This window comes from Nocardia sp. NPDC004340 (assembly GCF_053602575.1).
Map to the genome: position 1 here is coordinate 74,194 of NZ_JBSGDW010000009.1, position 26,136 is coordinate 100,329.

22 protein-coding genes are annotated in these 26,136 nt (G+C 70.3%); 10 read left to right on the top strand and 12 right to left on the bottom strand.

From position 1 onward, the window contains the following. The first annotated feature begins 77 nt into the window (after positions 1-77). The 5 genes from ACWEOI_RS28775 (at position 78) to ACWEOI_RS28795 (ending at position 5,510) form a co-directional block, all read left to right on the top strand. Entirely contained in the window at positions 78-1,367 is a 1,290-nt protein-coding gene (locus ACWEOI_RS28775) for a glycosyltransferase 87 family protein (protein ID WP_452361599.1), read from the top strand. A gap of 55 nt (positions 1,368-1,422) precedes the next feature. Further along, positions 1,423-1,599, top strand: coding sequence for a hypothetical protein (locus tag ACWEOI_RS28780; protein WP_357090651.1), 177 nt, complete (start codon positions 1,423-1,425; stop codon positions 1,597-1,599). A gap of 174 nt (positions 1,600-1,773) precedes the next feature. After that, positions 1,774-3,264, top strand: coding sequence for an AIM24 family protein (locus ACWEOI_RS28785; protein WP_433673259.1), 1,491 nt, complete (start codon positions 1,774-1,776; stop codon positions 3,262-3,264). A 33-nt stretch (positions 3,265-3,297) separates the two neighbouring features. After that, positions 3,298-4,098: a DUF1460 domain-containing protein gene (locus ACWEOI_RS28790; RefSeq protein WP_452361600.1), complete on the top strand. Its 801-nt coding sequence runs from the start codon at positions 3,298-3,300 to the stop codon at positions 4,096-4,098. A 230-nt stretch (positions 4,099-4,328) separates the two neighbouring features. Continuing rightward, entirely contained in the window at positions 4,329-5,510 is a 1,182-nt protein-coding gene (locus ACWEOI_RS28795; protein WP_433671359.1) for an amidohydrolase family protein, read from the top strand. A gap of 6 nt (positions 5,511-5,516) precedes the next feature. Here ACWEOI_RS28795 and ACWEOI_RS28800 read toward each other — a convergent pair whose 3' ends face one another. From ACWEOI_RS28800 to ACWEOI_RS28820, 5 genes are all read right to left on the bottom strand, one after another. Next, positions 5,517-6,365: an NAD(P)H-binding protein gene (locus tag ACWEOI_RS28800; RefSeq protein ID WP_452361601.1), complete on the bottom strand. Its 849-nt coding sequence runs from the start codon at positions 6,363-6,365 to the stop codon at positions 5,517-5,519. Between the two features lie 11 nt (positions 6,366-6,376). Further along, positions 6,377-7,381, bottom strand: coding sequence for a saccharopine dehydrogenase NADP-binding domain-containing protein (locus ACWEOI_RS28805; RefSeq protein WP_452361602.1), 1,005 nt, complete (start codon positions 7,379-7,381; stop codon positions 6,377-6,379). 111 nt (positions 7,382-7,492) lie between these two features. Next, positions 7,493-8,686 carry a cytochrome P450 family protein gene (locus ACWEOI_RS28810; protein WP_452361603.1) on the bottom strand — a complete coding sequence of 398 codons (1,194 nt, stop codon included), beginning with the start codon at positions 8,684-8,686 and terminating at the stop codon, positions 7,493-7,495. 20 nt (positions 8,687-8,706) lie between these two features. Then, complete coding sequence (locus ACWEOI_RS28815; RefSeq protein ID WP_452361604.1) at positions 8,707-9,438, bottom strand: DJ-1/PfpI family protein; 732 nt, start codon at positions 9,436-9,438, stop codon at positions 8,707-8,709. After that, a complete protein-coding gene (locus tag ACWEOI_RS28820; RefSeq protein ID WP_452361605.1) occupies positions 9,435-10,412 on the bottom strand; it encodes a GlxA family transcriptional regulator in 978 nt (325 codons plus the stop codon). The genes ACWEOI_RS28815 and ACWEOI_RS28820 overlap by 4 nt, the downstream gene beginning before the upstream one ends. Positions 10,413-10,526: 114 nt before the next feature. On the opposite strand from ACWEOI_RS28820, the gene ACWEOI_RS28825 reads away from it, so the two are divergent. From ACWEOI_RS28825 to rplL, 3 genes are read left to right on the top strand one after another with little or no spacing between them, the layout of a single operon-like run. Further along, positions 10,527-10,910, top strand: a complete 384-nt coding sequence (locus tag ACWEOI_RS28825; RefSeq protein ID WP_357287965.1) for an acyl-CoA thioesterase — start codon at positions 10,527-10,529, stop codon at positions 10,908-10,910. Then, the gene (locus tag ACWEOI_RS28830; RefSeq protein WP_433671347.1) at positions 10,910-11,299 is read left to right on the top strand and encodes a hotdog domain-containing protein; all 390 of its coding nucleotides are present in this window, start codon (positions 10,910-10,912) and stop codon (positions 11,297-11,299) included. The genes ACWEOI_RS28825 and ACWEOI_RS28830 overlap by 1 nt, the downstream gene beginning before the upstream one ends. A 42-nt stretch (positions 11,300-11,341) precedes the next feature. Continuing rightward, positions 11,342-11,725: a 50S ribosomal protein L7/L12 gene (gene rplL / locus ACWEOI_RS28835; protein WP_357287961.1), complete on the top strand. Its 384-nt coding sequence runs from the start codon at positions 11,342-11,344 to the stop codon at positions 11,723-11,725. Here rplL and ACWEOI_RS28840 read toward each other — a convergent pair whose 3' ends face one another. The 7 genes from ACWEOI_RS28840 to ACWEOI_RS28870 form a co-directional block, all read right to left on the bottom strand. Beyond that, the gene (locus ACWEOI_RS28840) at positions 11,726-12,490 is read right to left on the bottom strand and encodes a MerR family transcriptional regulator (protein ID WP_452361606.1); all 765 of its coding nucleotides are present in this window, start codon (positions 12,488-12,490) and stop codon (positions 11,726-11,728) included. Positions 12,491-12,561: 71 nt separating this feature from the next. Continuing rightward, positions 12,562-14,028 (bottom strand): flavin-containing monooxygenase, encoded by a 1,467-nt coding sequence (locus ACWEOI_RS28845; RefSeq protein ID WP_452361607.1) that lies wholly within the window; start codon positions 14,026-14,028, stop codon positions 12,562-12,564. Then, positions 14,025-14,945, bottom strand: coding sequence for a ferritin-like domain-containing protein (locus ACWEOI_RS28850; RefSeq protein ID WP_433673258.1), 921 nt, complete (start codon positions 14,943-14,945; stop codon positions 14,025-14,027). Before ACWEOI_RS28850 ends, ACWEOI_RS28845 begins: the two co-directional genes overlap by 4 nt. 16 nt (positions 14,946-14,961) lie before the next feature. Then, a complete protein-coding gene (locus ACWEOI_RS28855; RefSeq protein WP_433671341.1) occupies positions 14,962-15,861 on the bottom strand; it encodes an SDR family NAD(P)-dependent oxidoreductase in 900 nt (299 codons plus the stop codon). Position 15,862: 1 nt separating this feature from the next. Further along, a complete protein-coding gene (locus tag ACWEOI_RS28860; RefSeq protein ID WP_452361608.1) occupies positions 15,863-16,861 on the bottom strand; it encodes an alpha/beta hydrolase in 999 nt (332 codons plus the stop codon). A gap of 155 nt (positions 16,862-17,016) precedes the next feature. Beyond that, complete coding sequence (locus tag ACWEOI_RS28865) at positions 17,017-23,064, bottom strand: amino acid adenylation domain-containing protein (RefSeq protein WP_452361609.1); 6,048 nt, start codon at positions 23,062-23,064, stop codon at positions 17,017-17,019. A gap of 146 nt (positions 23,065-23,210) precedes the next feature. Then, a complete protein-coding gene (locus ACWEOI_RS28870) occupies positions 23,211-24,074 on the bottom strand; it encodes a class I SAM-dependent methyltransferase (RefSeq protein ID WP_452361610.1) in 864 nt (287 codons plus the stop codon). Between the two features lie 46 nt (positions 24,075-24,120). On the opposite strand from ACWEOI_RS28870, the gene ACWEOI_RS28875 reads away from it, so the two are divergent. Both ACWEOI_RS28875 and ACWEOI_RS28880 read left to right on the top strand, forming a co-directional pair. Next, complete coding sequence (locus tag ACWEOI_RS28875) at positions 24,121-24,819, top strand: haloacid dehalogenase type II (RefSeq protein WP_452361611.1); 699 nt, start codon at positions 24,121-24,123, stop codon at positions 24,817-24,819. 57 nt (positions 24,820-24,876) lie between these two features. Continuing rightward, positions 24,877-26,130 carry a TerD family protein gene (locus ACWEOI_RS28880; protein ID WP_452361612.1) on the top strand — a complete coding sequence of 418 codons (1,254 nt, stop codon included), beginning with the start codon at positions 24,877-24,879 and terminating at the stop codon, positions 26,128-26,130. Positions 26,131-26,136: the final 6 nt, after the last annotated feature.

Sequence of the window (26,136 nt, forward strand, 5' to 3'; positions counted from 1 at the left end):
ATCGCACATCTGAGGTGGGTTGGGTGTTGATCGGTGCTAAAACAAAAGACGGTGCGGTCAGATCGAAAGACCAAGCGGTGGCGAGCGATTCCGGTGCGCCACCGCGACCGTGGAATCGGACGACGGCGTGGGTGCTCGCCTGCGGCGCGGCGCTGTCCCTGGCACTGATCTTCACCACCGTCGACCCCTGGCTGGACCAGGTGGGTTTCCTGGCGGGCGGTTTCGATGTGCACGTCTACCGCGACGGCGCCTGGAAGATCTACAACGGGCATCCCCTCTACACCGAGACCACCCATCGCGGGCTGTCGTTCACCTATACCCCGTTCTCCACCCTGAGTTTCCTGCCGATGCTGGCCATCCCGTGGGCGTCCGTCACGAATACCTGGCTGGCACTGAATATTTGCGTGCTCTACGGGTGCGTCCTGTTGTGCTGGCGGGTGCTCGGCTACCGCCTGACCTGGCGGCTGGCCGGGCTGAGCGCGCTGCTCACGGCCACCTGCATGTTCCTGGAGCCGGTGCGCACCACCCTCTACTACGGCCAGATCAACCTGGTGCTGATGGCCTTGATCCTGTGGGACTTCTCGCGCCCGCCGAACAGCCGGATCCGCGGGGTCGGGGTCGGGCTGGCCGCCGGGATCAAGCTGGTGCCGCTGTATTTCGTGGCGCAGTTCGTGGTGTTGCGGCAGTGGGCGGCGGCGGTGATGGCCGCGGCCACCTTCGTGTTCACCATCGGGCTCGCCGGGGCGGTGCTGCCCTCGGATTCCCGGCAGTACTGGACCCGCACGTTCTTCCAGTCGAACCGGATCGCCCCGGATACCCAGCCCGCCAACCAGTCCCTGCGCGGCACGATCGCGCACTTCACGGGCGGCCAAGTGCCGCAATGGCTGTGGCTGCTGCTGGCCGCGCCGGTGGCGATCGGCGGGCTGCTGCTCGCGGCGGAGCTCTATCGGCGCGGCGAGAAGCTGCTGACCGTCACACTCGCGGGCCTGACCTCGTGCGTGGTGTCGCCGTTCTCCTGGAATCACCACTGGGTGTGGTTCCTGCCGCTGTTCGTCTACCTGGTGCATCGCGCGGTGTCGGACCCGCGCTGGTGGGCGGCGGCCGGCGGCGTCTACGTGGCGACCGGCGCGTGGGCCTACCACTGGACCGACACCTGGGTGGTGGTCGGCTGGTTCCTGTTCCCGCCGTCGTGGCCGATCTCCCCGATCCTGTTGAACTGTTACGTCATCGTGTACGTGGTGATCGCGGGATGTCTGATCGCGTCCGTGCGGCGCGCCCGTGACACCGATAAAGCAACCGACCGGTCGGCAAACCGGCCGCATCCGTTACGCAAGAGTGCCCGGACCTATATCCGAAACAGGCCGTGAGTGGGAATCCCTCTCCCGCATACCCTTCGCGGAAGCGATGACAGAGGAGGACGCCATGACCGAGCCGATGTGCATCGATTGCTGGCGGCGTGACAACCTCAGCTTCACCCAGCGGCTGGACCCCGCCTACATCAAGCCGGGCCCGAAATACCGCTGCGCGCTGCACCGCGCCCAGTACGAGGCCGACCTGCCGCGCCCGGACCACACCGAGCGCACGGACCGCGCGGCCTGACGACGCACCGGACGCCACGCGGAGTCCGGGTATCCCCGGATGGCCCTGGCGGCCGAGTTTCGACACACTGGATGCCGTGAATCGTCTATCGCCCGAACGGGTCCGCGCCCACCGCGGAGGACACCGGTGACCGCCCTCGCGCGCGGCGAGAACCGGCCCGCGCCCGCCGACCGGATGACGGTCACCGTCACCTGCTCCGTCGCGGTCGACGTGTCCGCGCTGCTCCTGGGCGCGGACGGGCGGGTCAGGTCCGACGGTGACTTCATCTTCTTCAACCAGCCGGTGGGCCCCGGCGTGGTGTACCGGCACGGCCGCGGCGCGGGCGACATGGTCGACGTGATGACCGCCGCGCTGCCCGCCGACGTGGACAAGATCGCCATCACCGCCAGCCTCGACGGCAGCGGGCCCGCCACCTTCGCCGGGGCGGCGGGCTCGCTGACCGCCACCATCGGATCCGACGCCGGGACACTGACATTCCCGATGAACGGTCTGACCAGCGAGGCCGCCGTGGTGTGCGTCGAGATCTACCGGCGCGGGGACGGCTGGAAGGTGCGCGCCGTCGGCCAGGGGTACGACGACGGGCTCGCGGGTCTGGCCGCGGCGTTCGGGGTGAACATCGACGACGAACCGGAACCCGCGCCGGCGCCCCCGGCGGCCGGCTTCGCGGCGCCGCCCCAGCCCGCGGGTTACCTGCCGACGCAGCCCAACCCGGCGCCGCAGCAGATGCCGCCGCCCACCATGCCCGCTCAGCCCTACCAGCAGCCCGTGCCCGCGCCGTCCTATCAGCAGCCGGTGCCGCCGCAGCCGTACCAGCAGCCGATGCCGCCTCCGCAGCCGATGCCCGCCGCCCCGCAGTCCTTCTCGCCGCCCGCGTATCCGCCCGCGGCCCCCGTTCCGAATCCCCCCGCATCACAAGGAGTTCCGCCCGTGCAGAGCGAGCTGTTCAATCCGCAACACGCCGAGGTCAGCGGTCTCGGCATCCAGAAGCAGGGCGGCAAGATGATTCGCGTCGCGGTGGACGGGGAGACGCTGGCGCGGGCCGGGTCGATGGTGGCCTATCAGGGTGATCTGCGGTTCAAGGCGCTCGGGTCCGGCGGGATCGGGCGGGCCATCCAGCAGCGGCTGACCGGTGAGGGCGTGCCGCTCATGCAGGTGCAGGGGCGCGGGGATCTGTTCCTGGCCAATGCCGCCGCCGATGTGCACGTCGTGGATCTGGACGGCACCGACGGACTGACCATCAACGGCGCGAACGTGCTGGCCTTCGACTCCTCGCTGTCGTACAACATCCAGCGGGTGCAGGGCGCGGCCGGTTATGCCAGCAATGCCGGGTTCTTCAACTGCGTGTTCACCGGTCGCGGCCGGATCGCCATCACCACGCACGGCCAGCCGGTGGTGCTGAACGTCGATCAGCCGACCTACGCCGACCCGCAGGCGGCGGTGGCCTGGTCGTCGAGTCTGCAGACCGGGATCAAGCGCAACGACTCCATGGGTTTCGCCCGCCTGATCGGCCGCAGCACCGGTGAGGGCCTGACGCTCTCGTTCTCGGGTCGCGGTTTCGTGATCGTGCAGCCGTCGGAGCTGCCGCCGGGCGGATTCATCGGCGGGACCGGCGGCGGGCAGGAAGCCGGACAGCAGGGCGGGTTGCTGGGCGGGCTGCTGGGGTAGCGTCGGGGGCAGTCTCGTTCCGAGGGAGGGCTCGTGCGCACACTGACCCGGCTACTGCTGATGCTGGTCACGCTGGTTTCGGCCTTGGCGGTGCCGCAGGCGCTGGCCGCGCCGGCCGAACCAGGGCTGGACGAGTCCACCTCCCGGCAGTTGGACGAGCTGCTCGCGCTGCGCAACTCGATCCCGGGCGCCCGGACCGATGCGATCGCGCAACTGTCCGCCCGCTTCCTCGGCACCCCGTACGGGGCGAACATGCTGATCGGTTCGGCCACCCGGGCCGAGCAGCTGGTGGTCGACTTCCGCCGGGTCGACTGTTTCACCTATCTCGATTACGTGGACGCGCTGAGCCGTTCGGCCGACCGCGCCCAGTTCGTGCGGAACCTGGTGGCCACCCGCTACGCGGATTCCCGGGTGGAATTCACCAGCCGCAAGCACTTCTTCACCGATTGGGCGACGGTGAACCGCACGGCCGCCACCGATATCACGCGCGGCCTCACCCCCGCAGCGGTCACCGTCACCAAGCATCTGAACGCGAAAGCCGATGGCGGCAACTATCTCCCGGGCCTGCCGGTGGTGGACCGCGACATCGCTTTCGTGCCGGCCGCGGCGGTCGACAATACGATGATCGGAAAACTTCGCACCGGCGATTTCCTGGGCGCGTACACCGATGAGGCGGGCCTGGACGTCACCCACGTGGGCATTTTCATCGACACCCCGAACGGGCCGATGTTCCGCAACGCGTCCTCGCTGGCCGCGAACGAGCAGGTCGTCGACACCCCGCTGACCCAGTATCTGACCACGGTCCCGGGCCTGGTGGTGCTGCGACCCATCTGAATCGGGTGGCGCCCGATTCAGCGGGTGCGAGAGCAGGCGACGCCCCTCAATTCGCCGTCTGCTGAATCGAAAGTGTTGCCGAGAGCGGAATTTCGGGCCGAATGATTGGTATCTCTCGAATCTAACGCGGCGACCGCCCGAATGTGATTCGTTTGAACAGGAAATCGACAGGACCGAACACCCGCGCACCGTCCCGCGATCGGTCATTCTGAGCTGATGGGTGTGGCGTGATGGCTGACGCGGCAACGGGTCTGGCGAGCGGTCGGCGGGGCCTGGAATTGCGCGGCCGCGTGGTGACCCGCGCCGGTGTGCTCGAGGACGGTGTGATCACCGTGCGGGGTGAGCGGGTGGCCGCGGTCCGGCCCGCCACCGAATGGGCCACCACACACAGGGAATTGCCGCCGGTGTACGCGGGCACGGTGGTGCCGGGTCTGGTGGACATCCACACGCACGGCGGTTTCGGATATCGCTTCGACACCGAGGACGCGACCGAGGCGAAGGAGGCCGCCGCTTTCCATCATCGGCGCGGCTCGACCAGCGTGCTCGCCAGCATCGTGACCGCGGCCCCCGACACGATGGTGGCGCAGGCGGCCGTGCTGCGCCGGCTCGCCGCGGACGGCGTGATCGCGGGTGTCCACATCGAGGGCCCGTTCCTGTCGCAGACCCGCTGCGGCGCACACGATCTCGGCTATCTGACCGATCCCGACCCGGAGCTCATCGACCGCCTCCTGCATGCCACCGACGGTCAGCTGCGGGTCATGACCCTGGCCCCCGAGCGCCCCGGATTCGATACCGCCGCCAAACAATTGGCCGACAGCGGCGTGGTGGTGGCGGTCGGGCACAGTGATTCGAGTTTCGCCCGCTTCCGGGCGGCGCTGAGCCCGCAGGGCTGCGGCACCCTGGTCACCCATCTCGCCAACGGCATGCCGCCGCTGCATCACCGCGCGCCCGGCCCGGTGGCGGCGGGCCTGGTGGCGGCGGCCCAGCGACAGGCGTTCGTGGAGGTGATCGGCGACGGCGTGCACGTCGACTCCGGTTTCGGCGCACTCGTTTTCGCCACCGCCCCCGACCGGGTGGTGCTGGTCACCGACGCCACCCAGGCGGCGGGCATGCCGGACGGCCAGTACCGGCTGGGGCCGCGCCCGGTCACCGTGACCGACGGGGTGGCGCGGGTGCCGGGCGGCTCGCTGGCGGGCGGCACCGCGACGCTGCTGCACTGCCTGCGCTGGGCGGTGCGCGACTGCGGCATCCCGCTCTACGACGCGGTCGCCGCCGTCACCTCGACCCCCGCGGACGCGGCGGGCCTCGGCGACGTCGGCGACCTGCGTCCCGGCATGTACGCCGACGCCGTGGTGCTCGACGACCAGCTGGGCCTGCGCCGGGTGCTGCGGCGCGGACGCTGGCTGGCCTGACCGGCCTCAGGCCCCGGCGGTGAACTCCCGCAGGGTGATCGGCGGCCGCCCGGTGAAGCGCTCGATGGATTCGGTGACCCGGAACAGCTCGTGCCCGGAACCGATGGCCGCGAACATGGTCCACAGGTGGGTCAGGTGTTCCACGGCGACTTCGTCGCGGTACACCGTCATGGCCCACGCGGACCATTCGGCCGGATCCACGTTCCGGTAAGGGACGCCGAGTATTTCGGCGGCCTCGCCGACGGTCATGGTCTCCCCGGCCAGCCACAGCACCGGATCCACCGGGCCCGCGGTGCGCAGCACCCCGGCCCCGACGCCCGCCACGTCCGCGCCCGCGATGAGCGGCAGCACGGTGTCGGGCGAGCCGAGCGGCAGCGCCAGCTCACCCCGGTCCCCGATGGCCACCCGCAGGTTCTCGAAGAACACCGCGGCCCGCAGGTGCACCGCGCCGATCCCGGCATTGTCGAGGACCTGTTCGGCCACCCAGTGCCGCCGCATGTGCGGGGTGCCCGCCTGCGGATCGGAGCCGAGCTGGGAGGTGGCGACCACCCGCTCCAGCCCGGCCTGCTTGCCGACGGCCGCGAGCACCGCGGTGGCGTCCAGCATTCCGGCGGTCACCGGGTAGGTGAAGTAGGCCCGGCGCACGCCCTGGAGAGCGGGTGTCACGGCGCTGATCTCGCGCAGATCGCCCGTGACCACCTCCGCGCCCAGGTCCTTCAGCTCGGCCGCGCGGCCGTCGTCGCGGTGCACGAAGGCGCGCACCGGCAGGCCCTCCCGCACCAGGATCTCGGCGACGCGACGGCCGGTGCCGCCCTGACTGCCCCCGGCCGCGCCGGTGACGAGAATCGGTTCCATGGTCGTGCTCCTCACGCGTGTTCCGGCAACCGGAGTTCGAAGGCCCCGCGCGCGGCGAGATCCCGCAGGAAGCCGACGGCCTCGAAAGCCTCGGCGGGACTGGCGACTCCGCTCTTGGCGGCGCCCTCGGTGAGCCGCACCGCCGCCTCCACCGAGGCCAGCGCGGCGGCCGACCACAGGTCTCGCCCGGTCAGCGTCCCGGACACCGAGCCGCCGGACGCGAGCACCTGGGCGGCGATCATGAAGCGGCTGTCGGCGCGGGCGGCCGGGTCGACCTGCTCACTGGTGAAGGCCTGGTCCTCGGCGAAGGTATGCGCGGTCAGTTGCGCCTCCACCGCTTTCGTGCGGGTGTGCCGGGGCACGGTGACGGCTTCGGGGAACGGCACCGGCGCGATCATGGGCCGCGGTCCGACCGGCGGCGGGAACGCGAAGATCGCCTGCCGCGGTTCCACGAATCCGTATCGGGGCTGCCCGTCCTCGTAGCCGATGCGGTCGGTGTCGGCGAACAGCAGTCGCGCGGTCTCCACCGCGCCGTGGGTCATCATCCAGTTGGTGACGTGGTAGGCCACGGTGATCCGGTCGATGCCCGATGCTGCGCGCGCGACGGCCCCGGCGAGCAGATCACCCAGTCCCCCATAGAAACTCACGCTCGGCATCATGGTGATCCCGGCCCGCTGGGCGGGTTCGGTGAAGTCGTCGAACAGCCGCTTCACGTGGTGCACCTCCACGGCGTGATCGACATAGTGGCAGCCTCCCTCGACGGCGGCGGTGGCCACGGGCAATCCGGTGGTGGCGAAGGGCCCCGCGCAGTGGATGATCACGTCGGCGGCCTCGGCCAGCGCCCGCAAGGCCGCCGGATCATCGAGCGCGGCGGGCACGACCCGCGCGGGGCCCAGGGCGGCGAGGGCATCCGGATCGCGCCCGGACACAACGACTTCCTTCCCTCGTGCGATGAGGTCGGCGGCGACGAGGCGGCCGGTGTGACCGGTGGCCCCGTAGATGGCGAATACGGTCATGAAAGATCAACTCTTTTGACTCGACGGTGAACTCGAACGTCTGTTCACAGGTATAGACCTCACCGCCGCCCGAAATTCATCGCTCGCGGGCCGGAAATTCCTGCCCCGGATCTACTTCCGCAGCCGCACCGGCAGTCGCTTCAGGCCGCGGATCACCGGATTCGGGTGCCAGCGCAGCTCGGCATCGTCCACGGCCAGCTCGATGTCCGGGAACCGGTCCAGCAGCTGGGTGAACGCGACCCGGGCCTCGAGCCGGGCCAGCGGCGCGCCGACGCAGTAGTGGACGCCGTGGCCGAAGCCCAGGTGCGCGACGTGCTCGGCCAGCGGGTCCAGGCGGTGCGGGTCGGTGAAGTGGCGCGGGTCCCGGTTGCCCGCGGCGAGCGCCACCAGGACCAGTTCGCCCGCGGGAATGACGGTGTCGCCGACCGTGATCGGCTCGGCGGTGAACCGCAGGGTGGCCAGGTCGACGGGCCCGTCGAAGCGCAGGAATTCCTCGACGGCGGGGGGGATCAGTTCCGGGGCCGCGCACAGCCGGTCCAGCCAGGGCCGGTCGCGCAGCAGCGCCAGCATGCCGTTGCCGATCAGGTTCACCGTGGTCTCGTGCCCGGCGACCAGGAGCAGCAGCGCCATCCCGATCAGTTCGCCCTCGTCGAGGCGGGCGTCGGCGTCGGTGACCAGCACCGAGAGCAGGTCCTCGCCCGGCTCTGCCCGTTTGCGCCGCAACAGGTCCCGCAGGAAGGCCACCATCTCGCCGTGCGCCCGGGCCGGGTCCACCCCGGGCTCCAGGGTGCCGACCAGCGCCTTGGTCCATTCCCGGAAGGTGCCCTGGTCCTCGATGTCCACATCCAGCAGGTGGCAGATGACCGCCACGGGCAGCGGTACCGCGAAGGCCCGCAGCAGATCCACCTCGTCGCGATCGGCCATGGCGTCCAGCAGTTCTCGCGCCGTCTGCTCGATGACCGGTTGCAGCGCCGCCACCCGCCGCGCGGTGAACGCCTGCGAGACCGCCCGCCGCAACCGGGTGTGGTCGGGCGGGTCGGCATTGAGCATGTGCCGCAGCCCGTCGTGGGTGCGCGGCCCCTCCCAGGGCCCCGTGTGCTTGCGGGCGATCACCGATTCGAGGAGGTCGATGTCCTTGCGCAGCCGTGGATCCGCGAGCACGGCGCGGGCCTCCTCGTAGCCGATGACGAGCCAGCGCTCCACGCCGTCCCCGAACCGCACCCGCAGCACCGGCCCGTCCTCGCGCCAAAGCCGGTAGTACGCATGCGGATTGGCGAAGAAGTGATCGCCGAGCAGCTCGGTCACCCTTCCGACGGTACGGGAATTCAGCGTTTGGCGGCGGCCCGATCCCGCATGCGGTTGAGGGTCAGCCGCCACACGGCGGTCGCCACCTCCAGCGGCACCCGCGGCTTGGCCGATCGTTTGGTGGCGAGCAGGCGCGTCTTGCGCAGCAGGTCGGGGCTCGCCTTGTCGGGGTGGCCGGTGTCGTAGGGCGGGTGCGGGTCGTACTCGATGTAGAGCTGGGTCATCTGCGCCCGCTCCTCCCCCGCGATCCGGCCGACCAGCCACAGTCCGAGGTCGATGCCCGCGGAAACGCCTGCGGCGGTGACGATCTTGCCGCTGTGCACGATGCGGTCGTGCGGCCGCGACTCGGCGCCGAAGGGCGCGAGCGCGGGCTGCCCGAGCCAGTGGGTGGTGGCGGGCTGACCACGCAGGATGTCGGCGGCGGCCAGGATCAGCGATCCGGTGCAGACCGAGGTGGTCCACTGCGTCGTGGGGTGCACCGCCCGCAGCCAGTCGATGAGCTCGCGGTCGGCCATCGCGCCGGTGGTGCCCTGTTCCCCACCGCCGACGAGCACCAGATCGGGTGCGGGCGTCTCGGCGAAGGTGTGGGTCGCGCCCAGCGCCAGCACGCCGCTGTCGGCCACCACCGGGCCGACTTCCCCGGCGACGAACCGGATCTCGCTGTCGGGGATGCCGCGCAGCACCACGTAGGGTCCGACCACGTCCAGCACGGTCATGCCGGGATAGAGCACGATGGCGATCTGGAATGTCATGAGACACGCTCTCCTTCGGAGTTCTTGAATCGGGCGCGGTACTCGCCCGGGGGGATGCCCAGGTGGCGGTGGAAGATTCGGTACAGGGTCTCGGGGCTGCCCAGTCCGACCGCGGCGGCGACCCGGTCCATGGGCTGGTCGGTGGTCTCGAGCAGGCGCCGGGCGGCGGCGATCCGCACCCGCTCCACATAGCGGGCGGGCGTGGTCCCGGTCTCGCCGGCGAAGACGCGGGAGAAGTGCCGCGTGCTCATGCCGACCCGCAGGGCCAGCGCGGGCAGCGACAGGTCCGCGGCCGGATGCTCCTCCATCCACACCTGGAGTTCGCGCAGCGGATCGCGCCGGGGCGAATTGCCGGTGAGCGGTGCGCTGAACTGACTCTGCCCGCCGGGCCGGTGCAGGTACACCACCATCCAGCGCGCGACCTCGCGGGCCAGCTCGGGTCCGTGGTCGGCGGCCACGATGGCCAGGGCCAGGTCGATGCCCGCGGTCACCCCGGCCGAGGTCCAGATCGGGCCGTCGCGCACGTAGATGCGGTCGGGTTCGGTGGTGATGGCCGGGAACTGCTGGGCCAGCAGCTCGCCGCCCGCCCAGTGGGTGGTGGCGCGACGGCCGTCCAGGAGTCCGGCGCGGGCCAGCAGGAAGGTGCCCGAGCAGACCGAGCCCACCCGGTCGGCCGCCGCGGCCACCCGGCGGATCCCGGCCACCAGTTCGGCGTCGCCGGACGCCGCCCAGAAGGCCAGCCCGCCCACCACCAGCAGCAGGTCCAGCGGTCCGGTCCAGGTGTCGAGCCCGTGCCGCGCGGTCACCTCGATGCCGCACGAGGACCGCACCGGACCGGCCTGCGCCGCGGCCAGTTCGACCCGGTAGCCGCCGCCGTCGCCGAGCAGGGCGGCCGCCCCGGAGAAGACGTCCGCGGGCCCGGCCAGATCGGTCAGCTGGAACCCGTCGAACACCACGATCAGCACCACCCGCATGCCCTCAGCCTGCGGCTCGCGGGCGACGGCGTCAACGACACGACTCTTGCAGATTCGGCCATCGCGGCGATGGCCGCGAGGTTGCGGCCGCCGCCCGCTTGATATGAATGCGGGGTGGCCCGACACCTTTTCCAGTGCCCGCTGCGGTGGTCCGATATGGACGCCGACGGGCACGTGCACAATGCCGCGCATTTGCGCTACCTCGAGGAATCCCGGATCGATCTGTTCTGGAAGAAGGGGTTCGGCGGGGCGAACGTGGTCGCGCAGATGGATATCGACTATCTGACGCCGCTGCGGTACCGGCCCGATCCGGTGCGGATCGAGACCTGGGTGAGCCGGGTCGGCACCTCCTCGTTCGTGTTGGAGCAGGAGATCCGCGACGACGACGTGGTGTATTCGACGGCGGTGTGCACGATGGTCGCCTTCGACCAGGAGACCCAGCGGTCCCGCGCGCTGCCCGAGGACCAGCGCGTGCTCCTGAAGGACCTGGAGGCCTGATGCACACCTACGACATCCAGTTGCGCCGTACCGATATGGACGCGCAGCAGCATCTCAACAATGTGGTCTTCGCCCAGTACCTCGACGAGGCGCGCGCGGATCTGCTGGACCGCTACGACTCCGACGGCGGTCCGTGGCGCGTGGTGGTGGCGGGTCAGCGGCTGAGCTACCGTATGCCGCTGGTCTTCCGGGCCGCGCCGGTGACCGTCACCTCCCAGGTGGAGAAGCTCGGCACCACCTCGTTCACCCTGCGGCACGAGGTGCGCGACGGCGAATTCCTTTATCTTTTCGCGACTTCCACCTTGGTCGCCATCGCCGACGGCGCGCCACGCCCGCTGACACGCGGGGAGCGCGAATATCTGATGACCTTGGCGGTCCCCGGCGCTTAGACTTACTTGTATCGCCTGGTCAGCGTTGCAAGGGGTTACATCATGGCCAAGATGACCGTCGTCGAATTGCTCGACGTGTTCAAAGGTATGACGCTGCTGGAACTTTCGGAGTTCCTCAAGGCGTTCGAGGAGGAGTTCGGCGTCAGCGCCGCGCCCCCGGTGGCCGTCCAGGTCGCCGCGGATTCGGCGCCGGCCGAGGCGGCCGACGAACAGGATGAGTTCGATCTCGTCCTGGAATCCTTCGGAGACAGGAAGATTCAGGTCATCAAGGCCATGCGGGAGATCATCCCGGGGCTGGGTCTCAAGGAGGCCAAGGACCTGGTCGAGGCCGCGCCGAAGGCGGTGCTGGAGAAGGTCGACAAGGACGCCGCCGAGGCCGCGCGGATCAAGCTCGAGGCGGCCGGCGCCCGCGCCGCCCTGCGCTGATCACTCCTGCGCGTGGCGGCGGGCGGCCGCTTCCAGGTACTCGCCGAGTTCGGCCTGCAGCACCTTGTCGAGGGCTTGATCGAGGCTGTCGTGCACCGAGCGGGTCCCGAGTTCCCGGAAATGCTTGAGCATCCCGGCGGTTTCGGCGATCTCGGCATCGGTCTCGGGCAGCCATCCGGGTCCGTGCGCGGCCACGATATGGTCCTTGGCCGCCACCACCATGAGCCGGGCGATCGATTCGAGTCGCTCGGCGATGGCCGCGTGCAGGTCGATGAGCGCGGGCAGCCCGAATCCGTAGGAGCTGAGATCGGCGAAGATGCCGAGCAGTTCGGGCCGGGTGAGCTCGACGGTATCGTCACGCAGCCGCACCATGCCGAGCTGTTCGAGCCGGGCCAGCTGGTCGGAGTCGACCTGATGCTCGTCGGTGTCACCGAAGAAGGTGTCCACCAGTTCGCGCGGAATCGCCACCGGCTCTTCGGCTTTGCCCCAGGTGTCGGTGACCGCGCTCTGCAGCCCGAGGATCTCGGTGAGATCCTTGCCGGTCTCCCAGCTGGTGATGAAGTCGGCGATGTGGGCGATGGTGAACCCACGCTGCAGCAGCGCGTCGATGATGCGCAACCGGGCCAGGTGGGTGTCGTCGTAGATGAGCGCGCGCCCGCTGCGGCGGGTGGGCGTGGGCAGCAGCCCCTTCTCCTGATAGGCGCGCACATTGCGCGTGGTGGTGCCGGCGGCCTGGGCGAGATCGTCGATGCGGTACTCCGCCATTCGTCCTGTTCCCGTCCCTTCCGCCGGCGACCCCCGTCTCCGCCAGAACACTAGCGCAGCTGTTCGGAACACTAGCGCAGGTGGAAATCCGTCAGCTCCACCCTGGCCAGCTGCCGGGCGTATTGGCTGCCGAAGCCCGGGTACATGGTGGCGTTGAACCCGTCCTCGGTGAGATACCAGCTGCTGCACCCGGAGTTCCAGGTGGTGGCGGTCAACCGGCGCTGCAGGCCGCGGTTGTAGCGGTCCTGCCGATCCTGCCGGGCCTCGAGCGTACGCAGCCCGCGATCGAGCACGATCTTGATGGCGTCGGTGAGGTATTCGATCTGCGCCTCCATGTAGACCAGCGCCGAATTGTGCCCCGGCCCCGAGTTCGGTCCGAAGGTGAGGAACAGATTGGGGTATCCGGCGACCGTGACGCTCTTGAACGCGTATGCGCCGCCGCGCCATTCGTCGGCCAGCACCCGGCCGCCGCGCCCGGTCACCGGAATCGGCGCGCCCTGTTTGGACACCTCGAATCCGGTGGCGAACACGATGCAGTCGAAGCGATGCTCGATGCCCTCGGCGGTGCGGATGCCGTGCGGCGATAGTTCCGCGATCGGCCAGGTGATGAGCTTGCAGTTGTCGGCCTGCAGGGCCGGGTAGTACTCGCTGCTCATCAACAGCCGCTTGCAGCCCGCCCGGAAATCGGGGGTGAGCTGCCGCCGCAGCCACGGATCACGCACCTGGGAACGCAGGTGCATCAAGGCGACCGATTCGACGACCCGGGTCAGCGGCGTATTCCACACCACGCCCAGCGCCACCGACTCGTGGCCCCAGAACCAGGCCTCGCGGGCCAGCGACTGGGTGACCGGCAGCTGCCGGTACACCTGTTTGGTGAGACCGTTGGTGCGGCGGTTCACCCGCGGCAGCACCCAGCCGGGCGTGCGCTGGAAGACCTTCACCGAGGCGGCCTGTTTCACCAGCTCCGGGATGATCTGCACGGCGCTCGCGCCGGTGCCGACCACGGCCACCTTCTTGCCGGTGAAGTCGTAGTCGTGATCCCAGCGGGCGCTGTGGATCTTGTGGCCCTCGTAGTCGTCGATGCCCGCGATATCCGGGAACCCGGCGTTGGACAGCGGGCCGGAGGCGAGGATCACGGTGCGCGCCCGCACTTTTCGCCGCCCCGCGCCGAAGGACAGCGTCCACAGCCCGGTCTCGTCGTCGAACACGATGCCGGTCACGGTGTGCCCGAAGCGGATGTGCGGGGCGATGCCCGAATCCGCGACCATGGTGTCGATGTAGCCGAGGATCTCCGCGCTGCCGGAGTAGGTCCGCGACCAGTCCGGGTTCGGGGCGAAGCTGTAGGAGTACAGCCGCGACGGAATGTCGCAGGCCGCGCCCGGATAGGTGTTGTCACGCCAGGTGCCGCCCACCCGGTCGCCGCGCTCGAAGACCGCGAAGTCGCCGATCCCCTTCTGCCGCAGGCGGATGGCCGCGCCGATGCCCGCGAATCCGGCTCCGATGATCGCCACGTCCAGTGGCTTGCTCACGGCGCTCATGCGACGGGCTCGTAGGTGAGTTCCTTGGACCAGGTCGGCTGCGTGGGCAGCAGGCGGTCGGGGATGGCCCCGGTGACCTTGACCATGGCGTCCGCGAACAGGTGATACGGGTTGTCGCGGTTGACGACCCAGTCGGAGTGCATCTTCACGATCCGGTACATGGGCAGCCGGTTGACGATCGGCGCGCGCTCGCCGACCTGCTTGAAGCGGGCCATGGCGGCGTAGAGCTTCTCCTCGCTCACGCCCATCTCGACGATATTGTCGCGCATCTTGTTCAGCAGGGGGATGTAGCTGAGCAGCCCGATGAACAGCGACGGCTTGATCCAGCCGCCCACCAGGTCGATGGCCAGCTTGCGGGCACTGGCGTGGCCGAGCAGCTCCATGACCGCGTAATCGGTGGCCAGGTGCCGGGATTCGTCGTTGTTGATCTTCTTGAAGACCTCCTGGGCGACCGGGTCGGCGATCTCGTCGGTGACGAACTTGATCAGCGCGCCGTCGAGGGCCACCTCGAGCATGGGGATGACGGTGCCCAGGAAGGACAGCGACATGCCGTCGGAGTACTTGTCCAGGAAGTCGATGACCAGCTTGACATTGATATTGGGCTCGGGGATCTCGTCGCCCTCGAGCATGCCCCAGCGACGCATGAGCGCCAGTTCGGCATTGGCGTGCCGCTGTTCCTCGGCGTGGAAGTAGCGGTAGATCTCGGCCAGCGCGGGCGTCGGGGCCTTCTTGGCCATGGCCGCGAAGCCGCGCGCGCCGACGTTCTCGATCCACATGAGATCGGCCATGAACGGCTTCAGCTTGGCGTGCAGGGCCGGGTCGATGAGCTCGGCGCCGGGTGCGTCCCAGTCGATGTCGGCCAGCGCCCACTGCTTGGACTTGATTTTGGCCAGCATGTTGTCGAAGTCGAAGGAGATGGTTTTCGCGGACATGTCAGACACCTGTCTTCTGGAGATTCGTGCCGGTCGCCGCCGCGTCCTGCTGCGGCAGCACGCGATTCAGGACGCCGAGGGCCTGGGTGTAGAGGGCCGGGAAGTGCCGCTTGAGGTGCCAGACCACGCGGGCGTCCAGCTGCGGCAGCACGTACAGCGCGCCCCGGTCGTGGGCGTCGAGGGTGGTGCGGGCCACCGACTCGGGCGAGAACCCGGTCCAGCGCATGAGCCCGTCCGCCAATCGGGAAGAGCCCGAGGTGATCCGGCCGTCGGTCACCACATTGGTGCGCACGAAGGTGGGGCACAGCGCGGTGACCGCGACCCCGCTGCCCGCCAGCTCGGCGGCCATGGTCTCCGACAGCGACACCACCGCCGCCTTGGACACGTTGTAGGCGGCCATGCCGGGCGCGGCGGCGAAGCCCGCGGCCGAGGCCACATTGATGATGCCGCCGCGTCCGGCCGCGCGCAGCTGGGGTGCGAAGATCTCGCACCCGTGCACGACGCCCCACAGGTTGATGCCGAGCGCCCATTCCCAGTCGCCGAATCCGATGTCGCCCACCGGTTTTCCGCCGATGCCGACACCCGCGTTATTGATCACCAAGCTCGGCGCGCCGCCGAACAGCAGTTCCGCGTGCAGGGCCAGGCTCTCCACGTCCTCGCGCCGGGACACATCGCAGAAGACCGCGTGCGCGGGCCGCCCGTGGGTGCTCTCGATGAGTCGCACGGTCTCGTCCGCGCGGTCCTTGTCGATGTCCGCGCACACGACCTCACCGCCGCGCGCGGCGATCTCGAGCGCGAACGCGCGCCCGATCCCGCTGCCCGCGCCGGTCACCACGGCCTCGGCGCGCTGGGAGCGGCGCTTGCCGCCCAGTGCGAACATCACCTCGTCGATCGGCCACATGTCAGCCCACCCGCTTTCCGATAGTCGAATCCGATTGCGCCAGTGCCGAGGTCACGAATCCTGCGGCGCGCCGCAGGGCGGGCCCGGCCTCGGGCACCAGCAGCGGCAGGGCCTGGAAGACGTGGATGCGCCCGGGCCACAGTTCCAGTTCGCACGGCACGCCCGCCGCGGCTGCCATGTCGCGCAGGTGGCGGGCGTCGTCGGCGAGCATCTCCCCCGCGCTGGCCTGCACGAACAGCGGCGGCAACACGGTCCCGGCCGGAATGGTCAGCCGCAGTCGCGGCGAATCGGCGGGCTCGGCGGCGGTGTACAGCTCGATGAGCCGCCGCCCGGTGCGCGCCGGGGCCATGGGATCGGGCAGCACCCGGTCGCGGCGTTCGGCGAGGGTGAGGGTGGGATCCATGAGCGGCGAGAACATGAACGCGCCCGCGGGCTGCGCGGTGCCGTCGATCGCGTTCTGCAACAGCAGGTCCAGGGTCAGATGGCAGCCCGCCGAGTCGCCGCCGATCACCAGATCGCCGGCGCGATACCCGTGTTCGAGCAGCCATCGGTAGCCCGCCGCGGCGTCGTCGGCGGCCGCGGGGAACGGGTGCTCGGGCGCGAGCCGGTAGTCGACCACGAACACCGGCAGCCCGGTGGCCTTGGACAGCCGGGCCGCGAGTCCGCGATGGGTCTTGGCCGAGCACACCACGTAGCCGCTGCCATGCAGGTAGTAGACCGCCCGATCACCGTGCCGCACACCGGCGGCGCGGACCCATTCGCCGCGCACGCCGCCGGAGCGCACCGGCGTGACCGAGGTCCCCGCCGGGGTGGGTCCGCCCACCGCCATGATCGCGGCGATGAGCGCGCGCCCGGCCTCGATCCCGATTCGATTGTTCGGCAACCACCGATTGACCTGGCGTACCCCCACCACCGACGCCGCGGCCGCGAGTCGCGTCCGCGTCGCCGCCCGGGTGGGGACCGCCGCCGGCGGGAAGGTCGCCGTTGACCTCGTCCTCATGGGCACAGCATCGCGATTCAATATGCCAGTTGTCAATGGCACATTAGTAACGGCCTAGTCATCTGTATAGTGAGCCCTGTCACATCAAGGCCCTGCGACCTGGCACTTTTCGGCTACGGCGTTCGAACGGTTGTCGAGCTGCACCCGCTCGCCGACTAGGGCGGGGGCAGGAAACCGGTCTTCACGTAGTAGTCGAGGTAGCGGGCCAGGATGGGGCGATCGACTCCCGGACAGGACGATCGGGGATCGCGCGCGGCCATTCCGGTGACCTCGGCCGAATAATTGACACTGAGGGCGGCCGCGCGCACCAGACGGGCGTCGGCGTCCGGCCGTTCGGCCGCCGTGAGCAGGGCGGCGGCGAACTCCGCCGGAGCCACCGGGGCGAGACGGTAACCGTGATAGAGGATTTCGTCTCGCACGGTGGTGAGGGACACCGTCCGGGCGGGCAGCAGGGTGACGGTTTCGGCGCCACCGGGTTCGGCCGGTTTCCGGGCGGCGGAGACGATCGCGGCGGCGACCTGATCGACGGGCACCATGGCGACCTCGGCATCGGGCAGCTCTGGGGCGAGGCCGAGGACCAGCATGGCGCGCAGCATCGTCCACCAGGCGTCGTCGGCCCCGGCCGCGCCGCACCGGGAATCGCCGGTGATGAGGCCGGGACGGTAGACGCGGGCCGGCACACCGCGCTCGGCGGCGGCTCGAACCAACTGTTCTCCAACCCATTTCGTGGCGATATAACCGGGCACGCCGTCCGGGAGCGGGCCGTTCGAGATCGAGGCCGTGGAGATGTAGTGGACCGGTGTGACGTGGTGTGTGGCGGCCAGCCGGAGTATCTCGGCGGTGCCGGTGACATTGGCGGCGCGCATGCGGGCATACGGTTCGAGGTGGTTGACGAGCGCGCCGTTGTGGTAGATCGCGTCGATCCGCTCGGCCAGGTCGGTGAACTGGTTCGCGCTCAGGCCGAGACCGGGCTGCGCGAGATCGCCTGGGACCGGAACTATTCGATCGATGTGCGGGACGAGGTCGATGCCGAAGCGGTCGGCATTGGCGACGACGCGCCGGCGAGCCTCGGATACGCCGGGTGCACGGGTGAGGCAGTGGATGGTGGCGGAGGTTCGTTCGAGCAGCTCCCGGAGCAGGAAGCTGCCGAGGAAACCCGTTGCGCCGGTGAGCAGTACCGCCGACCGCGAGCCCGGACGGCGTGGCGGAAGACCGGCCGCGGTGATCTCCGGATCCAGCACGGCGTCCGCCACCGGGTCCGGTCCGGCACCGACCATGGGTGTTTCCGCCCGCAAGGCGGCCGCCAGATCCCGGACGCGCGGGTGGGCGAACAGGTACGCGAGTGGCACGTGAAGGCCGAGCCGGCCGGCCAGTGCGGCACGGACCCGGATGGCGGACAAGGAGTTTCCGCCCAGCGTGAAGAAGTCGTCGTCGCGTCCGACCTTCTCGACACACAGTTCGGCGCCGAAGATGTCCGCGACCGCGTGTTCGTCGGCTGTTTCCGGCGCGGTGTACGCCCGCGACGACGGTTCCGGGTCGGGGAGGGCGGCGCGGTCCAGCTTGCCCGTCGAGCCGAGCGGGAAGGCATCCAGGACGAGGAGGTCCGAGGGAATCATGTAGCCGGGCAGCCGCTTTCGGGCCGCAGTCAGAACCTCGTCCGGGCACGGGGTGGCACCGGTGACGGCGCGCAGGTATCCGACGAGCCGCTCCCGGCGGATCGCGACCACGGCTTCGGCCACGTCCGGGTGGGCGCGCAACGCGGCCTCCACCTCCCCCGGCTCCAGCCGTTGACCCCGCAGTTTGAGCTGGAAGTCGGTGCGGCCCAAATATTCCAGTCCACCATCGCGGGTGCGGCGGACCAGGTCGCCGGTGCGGTACATGCGTTCCCCCACCCCGCCGAAGGGGTCGGCGACGAAGCGGTCGGCGGTGCCCGCGGGGCGGCCGAGGTAGCCGCGGGCGAGCTGCGTGCCCGCGACGTACAGTTCCCCGGGTGTACCCGGCGGCACCGCGTGCAGGCGGGCGTCGAGCACGTAGGCGCGGGAATTCCAGTGCGGCGCACCGATGGAGATCGGGCCGCCGTCGTGGTCGGTCACATCGGCTCCGGTGATGGAGATGGTCGCCTCGGTGGGCCCGTAGAGGTTGTGCAACCGGGCCGGGCTCGTGGCCCGGAACCGCGCGATCAGCTCGGCGGGCAGGGGCTCGCCGCCGACGCACACCACCCGCAGGCCGGACAGCGCGCCGTCGGGCGCGAACTCCAGCAGCGCTCGCAGCAGGGACGGGACCGTGAGGAAAGACGTCACTCGATGCCGGATCAGGAGGTCCGCGAGGTGGTCCGGATCGGTGCGACGAGCGGTCGACGGGACCACCAGGTGACCGCCCACGGCGAGCGGGGCGGTGTAGCCGATGAGGGAGGCGTCGAACGTGCTCGGCACCAGCTGGATGTAGGTATCGCTCTGGGACAGACCGTATTCGGCGGTGAGGAAGGCGATGTGGTTGGCCATGGCGGCGTGCGAGATGCCGACGCCTTTCGGGCGGCCCGTGGACCCGGAGGTGAAGAGCAGGTACGCGAGGTCCTGTTCGCGCAGTGGCCGCGACCGGTCGGCGTCCGTGATCGGTGCGGGTGAGAAGCTCTCCAGCTCCGGGGCATTCACGAGATCGGCGGTCACGACGCAGACGGGCTCCGCGGTGGCGAGCATGTCGGCGGTGCGTTCGGCGGGCTGGTCGGGGTCGATCGGCAGATACGTGCCGCCCGCCTGAACGATGGCGTAGAGGCAGATCACGAGATCGGATCCGGGATGCACGGCCGCGCCGACCACCGTGCCGGGTCCGACGCCCGACGCGATCAGCTTGCGCGCCAACCTGTTCGACCGCTCGAAGAGTTCGCCGTACGTCAGCGCGGTGCCGTCATCGGTCACGGCCACCAGTTCGGGAGTGCGCACCGCCCGATCGGTGAAGCCACTGAACAGGAACCTCTGCGGCACCTCGCGCCGCGAACCCGTCGTCGGCAGGGCCGCGAGTTCGGCGGGATCGGTGAAGGGCAGGTCGCCGACGGGTGCGTGCGGATCGGCGGCGATGGCGGCGAGCACGGCGACCACCCGCGCGCCGAGCCGGACGATCGTGCTCTCGTCGAACAGGTCGGTGGCGTACCGCCACGAACAGTGCAGTCCCGCAGGACCTTCGGCATCCTGCTGCGGCACCACGGTCAGCTGGAGATCCATCGGTGACACCGTCTCGCCGAGATCGATTCCGGTGACGGTGAGCCCCGGCAGTCGCAGCACCTGGTCGCCGAAGTTCTGGAACGACAGCGCCACCTGGAACAGCGGGTGATGGGCCTGGGTGCGGGGTGGATCCAGTGCGGCCACCAGCCGTTCGAAGGGCAGCTCGGCATGCGCGAAGGCGGCCAGGTCGGTGTCACGCACCCGGTCCAGCAGGTCGGTGAAGTGCTCGGCCGGGTCGATGCGGGTGCGCAGGACCAGGGTGTTGACGAACATGCCCACGACATCGTCGAGTTCGGGTTCCCCGCGGCCCGCCACCGGCGCGCCCACGGCCACATCGTCCACTCCGGCCAGCCGCGCCAGGACGACAGCGAGCGCGGCGTGCACCACCATGAACAGCGAGACGCCCCGCGAGCGGGCCAGCTCCTCCACCGCCCGATGCAGGATAGCGTCCACCCGGAAGTGCTGTGCCGCACCGCGATGCGAGGCGACCGCCGGGCGCGGTCGGTCGACGGGCAGGTCCAGCAGGGGCGGCAATCCCGCGAGCGCGGTCCGCCAATGACCGAGCTGTTCGGCGTGCAGCGAGCCGGGATCGTCTGCCGCGCCGAGTAATTCGCGCTGCCACACCGCGTAGTCGGCGTAGTGCACCGGCAGCGGTGTCCAGTCCGGGGCGACGCCCCGGGTGCGGGCGGCGTAGGCGGTCATGAGGTCGCGGGTCAAGGGGACCATGGAGAAGCCGTCGGCGGCCAGATGGTGGATGACCACCCCGAGCACGTGATCCCGCTCCGCGATCCGGAACAGCCGCAGCCGCAGCGGAACCTCCGCGGTGACATCGAATCCGGTGCCCGCCAAGGCCATCAGTTCGCTCCGCACTCCGGACTCGGTCACGTCGGCCGCGACCGGGTCGACCGGCACGGCGTCCGCCGGGCGGATGTCCTGATACCCGTCGCCACCGTCCTCGGGATAGACGGTCCGCAGGGCCTCGTGCCGTTCGACCAGGTCCCGCAGGGCCCACGCGAGCGCGGCCACGTCGAGTTCCCCGGTCAATCGCAGCGCGAACGGAATGTTGTAGGCCGCCGACTCCGGATCCAGGCGTGCCAGGAACCACATGCGCTGCTGCGCGAGCGACAGCGGGACCCGCGTCCCCGGCCGTCGGGCCGAGGTCAGCACGGGCCGATCACCGGTGCCGAGCCCGTCGATGGCCGCCGCCAGCGCCGCGACCGTCGGATGCTCGAACACCAGCAGCACGGGCACCCGGACGGCCCGGCCCGCTCCCAGCCGTCCCGCCAATCTCGCAGCGAGCAAGGAGTTTCCGCCGAGGTCGAAGAAGTCGTCGACCGCTCCCACTCGCGGGACACCGAGCAGCTCCGTGAAGGCCGCCGCCACCTCCCACTCGGTCGCGGTCAGGGCCCGCCGGTTCGGCCGGGCGGCGAAGACCGGCTCGGGCAGCGCGTCGCGATCCAGCTTCCCGGACGGGGTCAGCGGAAGGCTGTCGATCACCGTGATGGCGGCCGGCACCGCGTGGCGCGGAAGCTGTTGCCGCGCATAGTCGGTCAGCGCGGCGGCATCGATATCGGTGCCGGGGAGGGGCACCACGTACGACACCGGCCCATCGACTCCACTGGGCAGCCGTCGCACCAGCGTGGTCGCGAAAGCGACGGATTCGTGGGCGAACAGCACCGCGTCGACTTCGTCGAGCTCCACCCGGATGCCACGGATCTGTACCTGGGAGTCGTTGCGCCCCAGATATTGCAGTCCCGGCACCCCGTCCCGACCGAGCACCCACCGCACCATGTCTCCGGTGCGATAGATGCGCTCCCCCTTGCCGTTCGGGTGCGGCACGAAGCGCGCGGCGGTCAGCCCGGCCCGCCGGTGATAGCCGCGCGCGAGCCCCGGCCCGGCCAGGTAGAGCTCGCCGGCCACGGCGGTCGGCACCGGCCGCAGCCGCGCGTCGAGCACAAGGGCGGTCACGCCGGGAATGGGTCCGCCGATGGTGACGGTGTCGGTGCTGGTCAGCGGGTCGCTGATGGTCGCGGCGACGGTGGTCTCGGTGGGTCCGTACAGATTGAAGAACCCGCGCCCCGGTGACCAGCGGGCCACCAGATCGGGCGGGCATTCCTCACCACCCGCGACCACGACCGCGAGGTCCGGCAAATTCGAGGCATCGATCCCGGCCAGCGCGGCCGGGGTGATGAAAGCGTGGGTCACCCGCTCGGCCCGCAGCAGCTCCGCGAGCTCGCCGCCGCCGAAGCAGTCGGCGGGCGCGACGACCATGGTGGCCGCCGAGCCGACGGCCAGCAGGAGTTCCAGGACGGCCGCGTCGAAGCTGGGCGACGCGAAGTGCAGGGTGCGGGAATCCGGGGCGACCCGGAAGCGGCGGGTGAGTTCGCCGCAGAGCCCGGCCAATCCGGTGTGGGTGACCGCGACGCCCTTGGGGAGGCCCGTCGAACCGGAGGTGTAGACGACGTAGGCGATGTCGTCGCCGTGCACGCGGCGGGTGCGGTCGGTGTAGTGCAGTGGTTCGGCCGAGATGTCGGCCAATTCCGCGCGGCAGTCCGGGGCGTCGAGTTCGAGCCAGTCGAGCCCCTCACCGAGCCGCTCGCGGGTGGCGGTGAGGGTGAGTCCGCAGGCCGCGCCCGCGTCGGCGAGCATGTGCGCGACCCGGTCCGGCGGGTAGGCGGGATCGACGGGCACGAAGGCCGCCCCGGATTTGGCGACCGCCCAGACCGCGACGACGGCCTCGGCCGAACGCGGCAGCGCCAGCACCACGCGGTCGCCGGGACCGAGTCCGCGGGCGATGAGCAGCCGGGCCACCCGAGTGGAGTAGGCGTCGAGCCGGGCATAGGTGAGCGAGCGTCCGCCCGCGCGCAGGGCGATGCCGTCCGGTCTGCTCTCGACCGCGGCGGCCAGCAGACGCGGCAGCGTCTGGACCCGTCTTCGGCCGCCGGGACCCGGCGCCCGGCGTGCCGCGGGAAGATCGACGGTCACCGGTTCCTACCTTCAAAGCCTCGACTCGCGTACCCACCCGAGCGAACTGATTACCGGTCCGGAGCTGATCGGGCAATACATCGGTCGAGCGCCCCCGCGCCGAGGCTACCAGCGCAAATGCCGGGCAAACGGGCGAGTGCGGTGGCTCACGCCCCGGCCGCGGCGTGCAGCAGTGGCGCGGGCCCGCGCCGGACCGGCAGGCCCGCGAGCGGCTCGCCGAGGTAGTCGGTGAACAGCTCCGCCAGCGGCCGCGCCTCGACGGTGTCGAAGCCGCAGGACCGCAACAGCGCCTCGATGTCCTCGTGCTCGAAGTAGCTGAGCCAGGGCTCGCTGATGGCGGCGATCCGGGCGGCGCGCTCGCGGACCGACGCGCGTTCCTCGTCGGTGCTGCCGCTGCTCAGGTAGTCCAGCACCAGGTGCACCGGCCGTCCCTGTCCGGCGATGAAACGCAGGGTGTCCTCGATGGCGGGCCGGGTCAGGTACATGACCACGCCGAGCCACACGAACACCGCGGACCGCTCGCGGTCGAAGCCGGCGGCGGCCAAACCCGCTGCCAGCGTGTCGGTTTCGAAATTCACGGGCACGAAGGTGAGCAACTCGGGGATGTCGATCCCGGCCTGCGCGAGCATGTCGCGCTTCCAGTTCTGGGTGTCCGGGTGATCGACCTCGAACACGCGCAGTCCCGGATACGGATGGCGGTATCCGAAGGTGTCGAGCCCCGCGCCGAGGATCACCACCTGCTCGGTTCCCGCCGCGACCGCGTTCGCCACCACGTCCTCGGCGAATCGAGCCCGGGCGGCGAGGAAATAGCGCCGGATCCGCTGCCGGGTGTCCGCACCGCCGGGCCGGTCCAGGGTCGCGGTGTCGAGATCGGCGATCCGCTCGGCGGTGACGCCCACGATCTTCGCCGCCAGCGGATCGGTGAAGACCCGTGGTTCGCCCGAGAGCTGGTGGTAGGCGCGCGCGTACGCGGTCGCCAAGGCGGTTCTGCTGGCCCGACCGATCTCCATGCCCGCCAGCCTAGAACCGATCTCGTAGGCTTTCGCCGTGAACGCGATGAGGCCTAGAGCACTGCTGTTCGATGTCCAGGGAACCGCCACCGACTTCCACTCGACCATCGTGCGGGCCGCCGTCGCGGCCGCCGGGGAGCTGAGCCCGGACCAGGACTGGGGGAAGTTCGTGAACGACTGGCGCGCGGCCTATTTCGCGGAGACCTCCCGGCAGCCCGCGGACAGCGGGTGGGTGAGCGTGGCGTCGATCTACCGGAAGACCCTCGACCCGCTGCTCGAGTCCGAGGGCATCGATCTGAAGCTCGCCGCCCGCGACGACCTGGCCCGCGCCTGGGCGCGGCTGGATCCCTGGCCCGACACCGTCCCCGGCCTGCGCCGCCTGCGCGCGAACTTCACCCTCGCGACCCTGTCCAATGCCGATGTCAGTGCGGTGGTGGAGATTACGCGCCACGGCGACCTCCCCTGGCACGCGGTCTTCGCCGCCGAGATGGTGGGCGCGTTCAAGCCGGATCCGCGCACCTACGGCCTGGCCGCCCGCTACCTGGGCCTGGAGCCGTCGGAGATCATGATGGTGGCCAGCCACAAGTACGACATCCGGGCCGCGCGCGAGCTCGGTTTCCGGACCGCGTTCGTGGCCCGGCCGCTCGAATACGGCGACCCCGCGCTCGCCGATGCCGAGTTCTCCGCCGAGTTCGATATCAATGCCGTGGATTTCCTGGATCTGGCCGACCAGCTCGCCTGCTGAGCGCCGATCGGTCTCCTAGAGTGGCAGGTGGGCGTTTTCGATACGGGAGGATCGGCCTTGTCCACAACACTGGTGAAGGGTCAGAACGGCGCACTGGCCGCGGCGGAGGTGGTGGTCTCCGTCCGGGTGGCGGCCACCGCCGAATTGTCGGCGCTGCTGGTGACCGAGCAGGGGAAAGTGCGCTCGGACAATGACTTCGTGTTCTACAACCAACCGACCGGTCCGGGAGTGCGGCTACGCAATGGCGTGGCCGGGCAGCCCGCCGACCTGGCGGTCTCACTGGCGCAGGTGCCCGCCGAGATCACCCAGATCCGGGCGGTCATCACCCTCGACGGGACCGGGGCCACCTTCGGGCGGATCGCCCCGCCGATCGCGGTGGTGTCCGACCCGGGCGGAAACGCGCTCTACGAGTACAAGATCGAGGACCTGCAGAGCGAGTCCATCGTCATCGCGATCGAGCTGTACCGGCGCTACGGCGCCTGGAAGGTGCGGGCGGTCGGACAGGGGTACGCGGGCGGATTCGCGGCCCTGGTCAGCGATCACGGCGTAACGGTCGAGGACGCGCCGCGGCCCGCGCCGACGCCAGTCGCTCCCCCACCGCCGCCGTCGGCCTACCCGCCGCCGATCGCTCCGCCACCGGTCCCGCCGACACCGGCCGACCGCACCCAGCCGCCGCCTCCGCCGCCTTATCCGCCGCAGCCCACGGAGGGCGGGCTCTCGGGCGCCAAGCCGGTGAATCTGTCCAAGGGCCAACGCGTCACGCTGCGCAAGGAGGGCGGGGTCGCGCTCACCCGTATCCGCATGGGCCTGGGCTGGGACCCCGCCAAACAGGGCGGACTGTTCGGCCGCCGCGCCGCGAACATCGACCTGGACGCCTGGGTGGCCATGTTCGCCGACCGGCACCTGGTGGACGTCGCCTACTACGGCCAGCTGATCTCGAAGGACGGGTCCATCCGGCACTCCGGGGACAATCTCACCGGCGAGGGCGCGGCCGGGGACGACGAGGTGATCCTGGTCGACCTGAGTCGCATTCCGCGCCATGTGAATACGCTGCTCTTCATCGTCACCTCCTACCAGGGCCACACCTTCGAGCAGGTGAGCAATGCCTACTGCCGGCTGGTGGACGACACCACGCAGGCCGAGCTGGCCCGCTACGCGCTGGCGGGCGGCATGCCGTTCACGGCCATCGCCATGGCGAAGGTTTTCCGCTCGGGCGGCGAATGGAAGCTGCAGGCCATCGGCGAGGGCTTCCAGGCCAAGCACCCCGGCGAGGCGGTGCCGCAGCTGGGCCGGTTCATCACCGTGGACTGAACCGGC

Bases quoted from the DNA above. Each gene is read 5' to 3' on its own strand.
- ACWEOI_RS28780 (WP_357090651.1), top strand. From the start codon at position 1,423: ATGACCGAGCCGATGTGCATCGATTGCTGGCGGCGTGACAACCTCAGC.
- ACWEOI_RS28785 (WP_433673259.1), top strand. From the start codon at position 1,774: ATGACGGTCACCGTCACCTGCTCCGTCGCGGTCGACGTGTCCGCGCTG.
- ACWEOI_RS28795 (WP_433671359.1), top strand. From the start codon at position 4,329: ATGGCTGACGCGGCAACGGGTCTGGCGAGCGGTCGGCGGGGCCTGGAA.
- ACWEOI_RS28800 (WP_452361601.1), bottom strand. From the start codon at position 6,365: ATGGAACCGATTCTCGTCACCGGCGCGGCCGGGGGCAGTCAGGGCGGC.
- ACWEOI_RS28805 (WP_452361602.1), bottom strand. From the start codon at position 7,381: ATGACCGTATTCGCCATCTACGGGGCCACCGGTCACACCGGCCGCCTC.
- ACWEOI_RS28815 (WP_452361604.1), bottom strand. From the start codon at position 9,438: ATGACATTCCAGATCGCCATCGTGCTCTATCCCGGCATGACCGTGCTG.
- ACWEOI_RS28820 (WP_452361605.1), bottom strand. From the start codon at position 10,412: ATGCGGGTGGTGCTGATCGTGGTGTTCGACGGGTTCCAGCTGACCGAT.
- ACWEOI_RS28830 (WP_433671347.1), top strand. From the start codon at position 10,910: ATGCACACCTACGACATCCAGTTGCGCCGTACCGATATGGACGCGCAG.
- rplL (WP_357287961.1), top strand. From the start codon at position 11,342: ATGGCCAAGATGACCGTCGTCGAATTGCTCGACGTGTTCAAAGGTATG.
- ACWEOI_RS28840 (WP_452361606.1), bottom strand. From the start codon at position 12,490: ATGGCGGAGTACCGCATCGACGATCTCGCCCAGGCCGCCGGCACCACC.
- ACWEOI_RS28845 (WP_452361607.1), bottom strand. From the start codon at position 14,028: ATGAGCGCCGTGAGCAAGCCACTGGACGTGGCGATCATCGGAGCCGGA.
- ACWEOI_RS28855 (WP_433671341.1), bottom strand. From the start codon at position 15,861: ATGTGGCCGATCGACGAGGTGATGTTCGCACTGGGCGGCAAGCGCCGC.
- ACWEOI_RS28860 (WP_452361608.1), bottom strand. From the start codon at position 16,861: ATGAGGACGAGGTCAACGGCGACCTTCCCGCCGGCGGCGGTCCCCACC.
- ACWEOI_RS28870 (WP_452361610.1), bottom strand. From the start codon at position 24,074: ATGGAGATCGGTCGGGCCAGCAGAACCGCCTTGGCGACCGCGTACGCG.
- ACWEOI_RS28875 (WP_452361611.1), top strand. From the start codon at position 24,121: ATGAGGCCTAGAGCACTGCTGTTCGATGTCCAGGGAACCGCCACCGAC.